Source organism: Novacetimonas hansenii JCM 7643 (assembly GCF_000964405.1).
Taxonomy (GTDB): domain Bacteria; phylum Pseudomonadota; class Alphaproteobacteria; order Acetobacterales; family Acetobacteraceae; genus Novacetimonas; species Novacetimonas hansenii.
In genome coordinates this window covers 19,497-29,160 of record NZ_BANE01000180.1, presented here as the reverse complement: position 1 = coordinate 29,160, position 9,664 = coordinate 19,497, and the positions used below count along the sequence as shown (strand labels likewise).

General features: G+C 65.1%; 7 protein-coding genes. 4 read left to right on the top strand and 3 right to left on the bottom strand.

All coding sequences use genetic code 11. From position 1 onward, the window contains the following. Positions 1-223: 223 nt before the first annotated feature. Positions 224-2,389: a protein-disulfide reductase DsbD family protein gene (locus B7G66_RS12370; RefSeq protein ID WP_003622262.1), complete on the bottom strand. Its 2,166-nt coding sequence runs from the start codon at positions 2,387-2,389 to the stop codon at positions 224-226. A 195-nt stretch (positions 2,390-2,584) separates the two neighbouring features. Here B7G66_RS12370 and hrpB point away from each other — a divergent pair, with 195 nt between their 5' ends. Both hrpB and B7G66_RS12360 read left to right on the top strand, forming a co-directional pair. Next, positions 2,585-5,167, top strand: coding sequence for an ATP-dependent helicase HrpB (gene hrpB / locus B7G66_RS12365; protein WP_003622260.1), 2,583 nt, complete (start codon positions 2,585-2,587; stop codon positions 5,165-5,167). A 316-nt stretch (positions 5,168-5,483) separates the two neighbouring features. Continuing rightward, positions 5,484-6,665: a S1C family serine protease gene (locus tag B7G66_RS12360; RefSeq protein WP_141312726.1), complete on the top strand. Its 1,182-nt coding sequence runs from the start codon at positions 5,484-5,486 to the stop codon at positions 6,663-6,665. Between the two features lie 28 nt (positions 6,666-6,693). Here the strand turns inward: B7G66_RS12360 and B7G66_RS12355 are convergent, their stop codons facing one another. Next, positions 6,694-7,563 carry a LysR substrate-binding domain-containing protein gene (locus B7G66_RS12355; RefSeq protein WP_003622253.1) on the bottom strand — a complete coding sequence of 290 codons (870 nt, stop codon included), beginning with the start codon at positions 7,561-7,563 and terminating at the stop codon, positions 6,694-6,696. Positions 7,564-7,702: 139 nt separating this feature from the next. Between B7G66_RS12355 and B7G66_RS12350 the strand changes: the two genes are divergently transcribed. Then, a complete protein-coding gene (locus B7G66_RS12350; RefSeq protein WP_159107965.1) occupies positions 7,703-8,194 on the top strand; it encodes a lipocalin-like domain-containing protein in 492 nt (163 codons plus the stop codon). Positions 8,195-8,405: 211 nt separating this feature from the next. Here the strand turns inward: B7G66_RS12350 and B7G66_RS17900 are convergent, their stop codons facing one another. Then, the gene (locus B7G66_RS17900) at positions 8,406-8,579 is read right to left on the bottom strand and encodes a hypothetical protein (RefSeq protein WP_155116168.1); all 174 of its coding nucleotides are present in this window, start codon (positions 8,577-8,579) and stop codon (positions 8,406-8,408) included. 360 nt (positions 8,580-8,939) lie between these two features. Here B7G66_RS17900 and B7G66_RS12345 point away from each other — a divergent pair, with 360 nt between their 5' ends. Continuing rightward, positions 8,940-9,620 (top strand): response regulator transcription factor, encoded by a 681-nt coding sequence (locus B7G66_RS12345; protein WP_003622250.1) that lies wholly within the window; start codon positions 8,940-8,942, stop codon positions 9,618-9,620. The last annotated feature ends 44 nt before the right edge of the window (positions 9,621-9,664 follow it).

Below are 9,664 nucleotides of genomic sequence, written 5' to 3'. Positions count from 1 at the left end.
GCCTTTTTGAAAAAAGGCGGCACCCAAAAACTTTTCTTGTTTTCTATCAATGATTTGCTTCCCAACAATCTCTCAAGATAGATGCGGATTTTCCCCAATACGCATGACGTTTTGCAAAACATGCCTCGCCACGACTTCCTGATGACTGCGCGATATTGCCCGCGATGTCTTCAGGCACCGGCGTCTCGACGATGGGCGGGAAGGTCTTCTTCCCGCCCGTTTTTCATTGCGCGCCGATCGTATGCAGCACCAATCCCGGCGTCAGGACCTGCGGCAGGACGACACCATCCCCATGCGCGGGATAATAGACATATAGCGGCACGCCATCACGCCCATGATCGTGCAGGAACGCACTGATTGCCGCATCACGCCCGGTCCAGTCGCCCTTCATGTACACCACCCCCTGCCGGGCAAAGGCATCGCGCACCCGCTGCGGTGACAGGGCAACACGTTCATTCACCAGGCACGAAATGCACCATGCCGCCGTCATGTCGATAAAGACGGGGCGTCCCTGCGCACGCAACGCATCCAGCCGCGCCTGTGAAAAGGCTTCGACCCCATCGGCGGGATGTGCGGCGCCGCTCCCGCCGCCCTGCGGCGCAAGCGCGGGGGGCACCATCGTGACGCCCCCAACCGCAAGCGCCACGGCAAGCAGCGCCCCCCCCCGGCAGAACAGGACCATACCATCACGCCCCCCCCGACCGGCCATCACCATGTCCTGTGCCTGCCGCACAAGCCAGGCCGCGAATGCGACAAGTACCATTCCCCCCGCCAGCAGAGGCACCGCAACCTGCCCGCCCTGCAACGTTGCGACCCATGCCAGCCAGACGCATGTCGCCAACATGGGAAAGGCCAGCGCCTGACGCACGATTTCCATCCATGCCCCCGGTCGCGGCAGCCGCCGCACCAACCCCGGCACCGCCGCAAGCAGCAGGTACGGTGCGGCAAGGCCCAGCCCCATGGCGACAAAGATCGCAATCCCCGCTACCGGCGACGCCGACAGCGCACCCGCGATGGCCGCCCCCATGAACGGGGCCGTGCATGGCGTCGCCACCACAACCGCCAATACCCCGGTCAGGACATCGCCCATATGTCCCGACAGCCGTCCCGCGCCACCAAGGGCCGCAATCCCGGTGCCAAAGGAAAAGACCCCCAACAGGTTGAGCGAAATGGCGAACAGCAGCCAGCACATCAGCATGACGAACGTGACTGACTGAAACTGGAAACCCCATCCCACCGAATCCCCGGCCATGCGCAGCCCCACGATCAGCGCACCGAGCACGACAAAGGCCACGACAATCCCCGCCGCATACAGCGCCGCCCCGACCAGCGCCGCGCGCCGTTCCCCCTGCGCCATGCGTTCAAGCGACAGGATCTTCATCGCCAGCACCGGAAAGACACAGGGCATCAGATTCAGGATCATGCCCCCCGCAAACGCCAGCGCCAGCAGGCGCGCCAGCCAGACAACGCGTCCCCCATGCGCCGTCCCCACCATCAGGGACGGACCGCCCGGGTGCGCCGTAACCGCCAATGCCTGTTCCCGTCCCGATACGTCGCGGATCACCACGATGCCCGGCAATGCCGCATCACGATGGAACCCGTCCGTCACCTTCAGCCCCAGTTGCAGCAGGCCATCACGCACATGCAGTACCTGCGGTGCGTCATGGTCGATCTGCCCCGGCTGTTCGGGCATGAACCACGCATCACGCACCATCGCAGGCGACAGCCCCTCCCCCGACAGCGAAAGCGTGCCATCGGGTGCGATCGCCGCAGCAAAGGGCGACGCCACGGGACGCTGCGCCGCGGCACGCGCAAATAGCGGCGCCTGGGGCGAGGGATAAAGCGGCGCACGCGGCAGGGTCATTGTAAACTGCGCATGTTCGGGCACGCACACCGTGGCGCAGACCAGCCAGTCGGCCGTGGCCTCCACCACCATGTCCGTGCCCTCTTTCGCCTCCTGCGGTTGCAGGCGCACCGGCAGCACGACATCACCGGTATAGGCATAGGACATCAGCGGCCCGTCACGCAGCCGTTGCGGAACGGGCCATTCAATCGGTCCCCCCTCTCCCACCGCACCGCCCGAGGCATGCACCGCCAGCGTCACCGCCTCCCCCGCGTCACCGGGATTGAGCCAGTAGGTGTGCCATCCGGGGGCGAGTTGCAGGCGCAGGCCGAAATGCATGTCCTGTCCCGGCATGAAGCTGTCGCTGTCGCTCAACAGCGTCGCCGTGCCATGCGGGCCAGATACCGATGTGCTTTGCGCCGCATGCGCGGGACACGACAGGGCGGGAAGCAGGACAGGAACAAGACCTGTCATGACGCACAGGGCGGACAGGAACAAGACGAACGGTAAGCGCAGGATTGCCAAGCAGGGATACTCCGTCAGCATAAATCGGGGGCGCGCCACGTGGGGACCACGGGACAGGCGCGATCATCATAGACCGTGCGAATTATAATGAGGATGATAATCCTGTCTCCACCCACCTACCCGAAAACCCCGTCATCCCGGCACCGGGTCATCATAACGCCTGCCATAACGCCTGGTCATTGCCGCACAGGGCGCACGCGCGCCATAAAGCATGCCATGACGTCCGATCCCTCCCCCCAGCACCCGCTTTTCCCTGCCGACCTGTTCGCGTCCGGCCCTTCTGCCGTGGAGGGCCTGCCCGTGGCGGAGGCGCTGCCCCGCCTGCGTGCCGCGTTGCATGACGGGGCGAACGCGGTGCTGGTGGCCCCGCCCGGCGCGGGCAAGACGACGCTGGTGCCGCTGGCACTGCTTGCGGCCCCATGGCGCGGGGATGGGCGTATCGTGATGCTTGAACCCCGCCGCCTGGCCGCGCGCGCAGCCGCACGGCGGATGGCCACCCTGGTGGGGGAGGAACCCGGCGGTCTGGTCGGATATCGCACGCGGCTGGATGGCGCCGCCTCCGCCGCCACACGAATCGAGGTCGTGACAGAAGGATTGCTGGTGCGCCGCCTGCTGTCGGACCCGACGCTCGATGGGGTGGCGTGCGTCATCTTTGATGAAATCCATGAACGCTCCGTCGATGCGGATGCGGCCCTTGCCTTCTGCCTTGACCTGCAACGTGAACTGCGGCCTGACCTGCGGCTGGTGGCGATGTCGGCCACGACCGATGCCGCAACCCTGTCACAACGGATGGACGCACCCGTCATCGACAGCGCGGGGCGAATGTTTCCCGTCGATATCCGCCACGCCCGCCACGACATTCCCCACCAACGCGACCTGCCCGATGCCATGGCGCGCGCCATCCGCGCCGCGCTGGCGGAGGAAGAAGGCAATATCCTCGCCTTTCTGCCCGGCGTGGGCGAGATCCGTCGCACACAGGCCGCCCTGAGCGCGTCCGGTGCGCAGGCGGGGGTAGAAATCCTGCCGTTATATGGCGAACTGCCGCCTGCGGAGCAGGATTACGTCCTGTCCGCCGAAGGCGGGCGGGCGCGCCGGGTCATCCTGTCCACCTCCATCGCGGAAACATCGCTGACGGTGCCGGGGGTGCGCATCGTCATTGATGGCGGATTCCGCCGCACGCCACGCCTTGATGTCGGCACGGGCCTGACGAAGCTGGAGACGGCGCGCATCTCCCGCGCGGCTGCGACACAGCGCGCCGGTCGCGCGGGACGCGAAGCCCCCGGAATCGCGATCCGCCTGTGGAGCGAGACGACTACCCGCGCCATGCCCCCCCATGACCGGCCCGAGATCATGGAGGCCGAACTGACGGGCCTGCGGCTGGACACGGCGGCATGGCAGGCGGCGATGGGCACCATGCCCGCTGCGCTGCCCTTTGCCGATACGCCCCCCAACGGCGCGTTCGAGGCCGCGCGCGGCCTGCTTGAAGCGCTCGGCGCGCTGTCGGCGGATGGGCAGATCACGCAGGCGGGTGTGCAGATGGCGCAACTGGGCGCGCATCCGCGCCTTGCTGCGATGATGCTGGCCGCGCGGACACCGGATGAAGCCGCACTGGCTGCTGACCTTGCGGCCCTGCTGGAGGAACGCGACCCGCTGCGCCCACGCCCGCCTGGCCGGGGGCCGGGCGGTACCACCATCCCGCCCGCCGATATCCGCCTGCGCCTTGACCTGATCGCCGGGGGCGAACATCCCGCCGCCGACCGTGGCGCCCTGTCACGCATCCGCCAGGCCGCGCGACAATATCGCCGCCGCATGGGAATCGGACGCGACGTGGAAGCACGGGGAGACTGCGCGGCGCTGCTTGCGGCGGCCTTTCCCGACCGTATCGCCCAACGACGCGGGGATATCGGCTCCTTCCGCCTGTCGGGGGGGGGCAGCGCGCGTATGGGCAAGACAGACACCCTCGCCACCCTGCCCCTGCTGGCGGTGGCGGGACTGCATGTGCGCACCGCATGCGAAATCCGCCTTGCGGCGCCACTCGACCCCGATAACCTGCCCGACAGCGTCCTTGCACGTGCGCATGAACAGGTGGAAACCACCATTGACCCGGCCAACGGCGGTGTCATGGCACGACGCAGGCTGCGGCTGGGGGCATTGGTGTTGCGCGACCGCACGGTCACGGCAGACGCGGCGGAGGTGGCAGACCTGCTACTGCGTCAGGTTGGACAGAACCTGGCCGCCGCGTTTGAATGGACCGACGCATGCCGGCAGTTACAGGCGCGTGTCGCCCTGGCGCGCGGGGAACTGGGACGCAGCGACCTGCCCGACATTTCCGACCCTGCCCTTGCGGCGGACGTGGGCGCGTGGCTTGGCGCATGGGTGGGCGGCATGTCACGGATGAGCGAAATCCGCGCCCTTGACCTGATGGCGGTGCTGCGCGCGATGATTGCGCACGACGCCCTGCGCTGGCTGGACCGGACGTTGCCGCCTGCGCTTGACCTGCCCGGGGGACGGGTGGGGATTGATTACCTCCAGCCCGTACCACTCGCTTCCGCGCGGGCACAGACCTTCTATGGCCTGTGCGAGACGCCGAAGCTGGCGGATGGTCGTATCGGGCTGCGGATCGCGCTGCTGTCCCCTGCCGGGCGGCCACAGGCGATCACCGCCGACCTTGCCGGGTTCTGGGCCGGATCATGGGCGGACATGCGCCGTGACATGCGCGGGCGCTATCCCCGCCATGACTGGCCTGAGGACCCGGCACACGCACAGCCATCGCAACGCCCGGCGCGACGCGGCGCATGAGGCGGGCGTGTGTCAGGAACATACCGCAAAAACATGCGCGACAAATACGTACGAAGGGCGCGTAAGCAGGAAACGCATCATCAGGACAAAGGGACAGGGCGATACGGGAAGCCCGGACATGGGGAGCCTGACACTAGGAACGTAATACTGGGAACGTGACAGGGGGAACGTGACAGGGGGAGGGAACGTGACATGAACGCCTCAGTGGACAATGATTTGTCACCGCGTCGCCACACATCATGGCATTGCCTTTTTTTTCGCCTATCATCACAGCGACATGAGCAATTGTGCTCTTTTCGACCCCTTACGGATGCACATGGCCCGCCGTCTTTCCCGCCTGTATGCCATCATGCCGCTGACGCTGGCCTATGCCCTGCCGCCCTGCCCTGGTGGCGCGTGGGCACAGGCAGGCGTGGCCACGCCGCCTGCTGCCGCATCGCCTGGCACCACATCGCCTGGCGCATCACCCACCGCATCGCCATTCGCCCCGGCCATGCCCCCGGTGGTCTCGTCCGGTCCCCTGACGTTCGCGCCACTGGTGCGGCTGGTGGGCCCGGCGGTCGTCAATATCGCCGTGACGCAGGACGTGCATGGCCAGCGCAACGGGCAACGCGTACTGCCAAGTGTGCGCGGCACCCCGTTCGAGCATAAATTCCGCGAACGCATGCGCTCCCACGGGGAGGAGATGCTGGGCGCGGGATCGGGATTCGTGATCGACCCGGACGGGGTCATTGTCACCAACACGCATGTCGTGGGCGATGCCGACCATATTACCGTCTCACTCGCCAACGGGACCGAACTGCCCGCCCACCTGATCGGCAGTGACGACCTGACGGACATCGCCGTCATCAAGGTCCAGCCACCACATCCCCTGCCCTTCGTCCGGTGGGGCGATAGCAGGCTGGTCAATATCGGTGACTGGATCATGGCGGCGGGCAACCCGTTCGGGCTGGGCTCGTCGGTGACGGCGGGCATCGTTTCCGCCCGGGGACGCGATATCGGCACCAGTCCGTTCGATGATTTCCTTCAGCTTGACGCCCCGATCAATCCCGGCAATTCCGGCGGCCCGTCCTTTAACCTGAGCGGACAGGTGGTCGCGCTGAATACGGCCATCGTCTCCCCCACGGGCGGGTCGGTGGGGATTGGTTTTGGCATCCCGTCGGAAATCGTCGCCCCGATCGTCGAGGAACTGCGTCGCAACGGGCATATTGATCGCGGCTGGCTTGGCGTGACACTGACCGATGGGGGCGACACCCATGTGACGGGGGTGGAAATCGTGGGCATCGACCATGGTGGCCCGGCGATGAAGGCGGGGCTTCATATCGGCGATTACATCACCGCCGTAAATGATGAACCCATCGACAGTTCACGCATGCTGATCCGTTCCGTCGCGGCAAAGCGCCCGGCCTCTACCGTCATGCTGCATATCCGCCGCCGCCATGAAATATTGAGCATCCCGGCCAATGTCGGTTTCCGCCCCGACGACACGGATGACTGATGCGCGGGACGGTTCGGGCTATCCCCGCCTATCCCACCGCGGGAATGAGGGCGGGAGGGGTTTCAAGCATCTGCTTGAGCTGCACCAGCGGATCGGATGCCGGCCTGCCGCCGTCATGAATGCTGACCCTGACATCTGGCGCGCGCGGCACGCCGGGGGGATCATCCATGACCGATATGCCCGGCGGCAATTCCCCCACCATGCGAAAGCTTACCCCCAGCCCGGCCCGCACGGCCGCCCATAGGGCCGCGACACTGCGCCCGGTAAAGACGATCCGCCAGGGAATGCCGGCCGCCTCCAGCCGATCAATCGCCCCCTGCCGGAAACGGCATGGGGCCGGCAGGACCACCAGGTCAACCATCTCCATCCTTTTGAAACACAGGCCGTCCCCCCCGATCCAACGCTGTGGCAATGTGCGCCAGGGTAGGGCATCCGCACGGCCATCCCCCCCAAAGGTCAGCACAAGATCCAGCACGCCACGATCCAGCGCATCCAGCAGGGCGCTGGCCCGATCGACGCTTGCCTCAAGCAGAACCTGCGGATATGCGCGCCGGAACAGCGCCAGGGTTTCGGGAAGCCATGTCTCGGCAAAATCCCCAACCACGCCCAGCCGCGCCTGCCCCGCCAGCGCGTGCCCACGCAATGCGGCCATGGCCTCGTCATTCAACGCCAGCAGGCGACGGGCATAGGCAAACAATGTCTCCCCCGCCGGTGTCAGCACAAGCCGACGCCCATGACGCCGCACCAGTGGCTGCCCGACCTGGCATTCAAGCTTACGCAGTTGCTGGCTGACGGCGGATTGCGAGCGGTTCAGGAGTTCGGCTGCACGGTTGAAACCGCCATATTCCTGCGCCGCGACAAAGCTGCGCAGGCAGTCGAGGTCAAAATGCGTGGGCATGAACACTTTCGTTTTCCTGAACTGAAACTTCAGAACAAGTCGTTATTCAAAACCATCGCTAGGCCCTAGGGATCATTACGGTCAAGGCGCGAACAACCGGGACCATCATGCGACATCATTTATGAAGGCATTTCAGACCATGATAAAATCCGTATTCCTACCGGCGGTACTGGTCATGTTCTCCGGCAGCGCGGCTCTGGCCGCCTCGCCTCTTATGGGCACATGGACCCTGACCAAAGCGGATACGCTTTACCCGGATGGGCATCGTGTCCACGGTTTTGGCGATCCCCCGCAGGGGCGGATGATGGTGGACGCCAGCGGACATTACATGATCGAGATTTATCATCCGGCAGCAACACCGTTTGCATCTGGCACCAAGGCAACCGGTACACCGGCCGAATTCCGCGATGCCATGCTGCGCAACAGCGTGCATTACGGCACCGTCACGCTTGATCCCGCGTCCCATCACATCGTGTTTGATGTCGAACGCTCGGTCTTCCCGAACTGGGAGGGACAGCGGCAGTTGCGCGATTACACCCTGAACGGCACCCTGCTGAGCTATCAGGTGCCTGCATCGGCCACAGGGGACAGGACCATTGCGATTTCGGAATGGAAACGCCTGCCGGAGTGAGCCAAGGGGAACAGGGACCACAAGAATGCGGGCCTGCGCCGTGACATCTGGGGCAGACACCTCATGCAGGCCAGCATCGAAGTGGCACGACCGGATGACGAATCGCAGGACATCGCGCTGTGGCGATCGTGCAATCTCGTGACGCAGCCCAATGATCCAGGGATGGATTTCCGTTTCGCACTGCCAGTGCGCCATGTTTTGCGTTCTGGTTTCAGGGGATGCCACAGGACAGGTCTTCGGAAGCGTCAGGGTCGGCCATGGCGGCAACCGGGACTGGCGCTCCTCCCTGCCCGCAACAGCGGAAGGGGACGAAAGCATCGGGCGCGCGGTGGGTGAGGCCGGCGCACACTGGCTGCGCGCACCATGTGCCCGGGGGGTAGATCATGCTTCGCCCTCCCAACCATGGCCATTACCCCCTTTTATGCACATATCGGCCATGAAGGCATGTCACGTGTCCCCATGGGCAAATGGCGCCTGCCGCCGCGCTGATCTGGCAACGGCGTCAGCAACACGCGTGCTGGTCCCCCCTGTCCACGGTTCATGGTTCATGGTTCATGCACCAACGTCCCGAACGAACAGAAACAGGACAGGACAGGACAGCAACAGATAAAGGGCAGGCGCACCCCTTAACGCCATGGCCACCACTGCACATGTAACATCGGTAATGTCCGCGCGTCGCATCGGCTCTGGCCTTGTCGCGCGACGGGCGTAGAATGACATTCGAACTGCCGATCAGTGAGGTAATGTGCATATTCTTGTGGTGGAAGACGATCCGACGGTTCGCAATTTCGTGGCCAAGGGCCTGCGCGAGGCAGGACACCTGACCGAACTGACCGATAACGGCAAGGACGGCCTGTTCCTTGCGGTGAGCGAGAAATTCGACCTTATCATCCTTGACCGTATGCTGCCGGGCGGGATTGACGGCCTGCGCCTGCTGGAGACGATCCGCGCGCAGAACAACGCGACCCCCGTGCTGCTGCTGTCCGCGCTGGCGGATGTGGATGACCGCGTGCAGGGGCTGAAGGCAGGGGGCGACGATTACGTGACCAAGCCCTTTGCCTTCAGCGAACTCCTGGCGCGGGTAGAGGCGCTGGGACGGCGCGGACGCACCGAACAGGCGCCACAGACCAAGCTGGTGGTGGCGGATCTGGAAATCGACCTGCTGTCACGCACCGTTCGCCGTGCGGGGCAGAAGATCGACCTGCAACCACGTGAATTCCGGCTGCTGGAATACCTGACCCGCCATGCGGGACAGGTGGTGACGCGCACCATGCTGCTCGAAGGGGTGTGGGATTACCATTTCGACCCGCAGACCAACGTGATCGACGTCCATGTCTCGCGCCTGCGACAGAAGGTGGACAAGCCATTTGGCATGCCGTTGATCCATACCATCCGCAATGCGGGATACATGCTGCGTGCGGAATGACGTCCCCACCGGCAGACGACGGCACCATACACGGCAGCACAACG

What these genes read in the sequence shown, in the direction of transcription:
- B7G66_RS12370 (WP_003622262.1), bottom strand. Translation starts at nt 2,389, where the DNA reads ATGCTGACGGAGTATCCCTGCTTGGCAATCCTGCGCTTACCGTTCGTC.
- hrpB (WP_003622260.1), top strand. Translation starts at nt 2,585, where the DNA reads ATGACGTCCGATCCCTCCCCCCAGCACCCGCTTTTCCCTGCCGACCTG.
- B7G66_RS12360 (WP_141312726.1), top strand. Translation starts at nt 5,484, where the DNA reads ATGGCCCGCCGTCTTTCCCGCCTGTATGCCATCATGCCGCTGACGCTG.
- B7G66_RS12355 (WP_003622253.1), bottom strand. Translation starts at nt 7,563, where the DNA reads ATGCCCACGCATTTTGACCTCGACTGCCTGCGCAGCTTTGTCGCGGCG.
- B7G66_RS12350 (WP_159107965.1), top strand. Translation starts at nt 7,703, where the DNA reads ATGATAAAATCCGTATTCCTACCGGCGGTACTGGTCATGTTCTCCGGC.
- B7G66_RS17900 (WP_155116168.1), bottom strand. Translation starts at nt 8,579, where the DNA reads ATGATCTACCCCCCGGGCACATGGTGCGCGCAGCCAGTGTGCGCCGGC.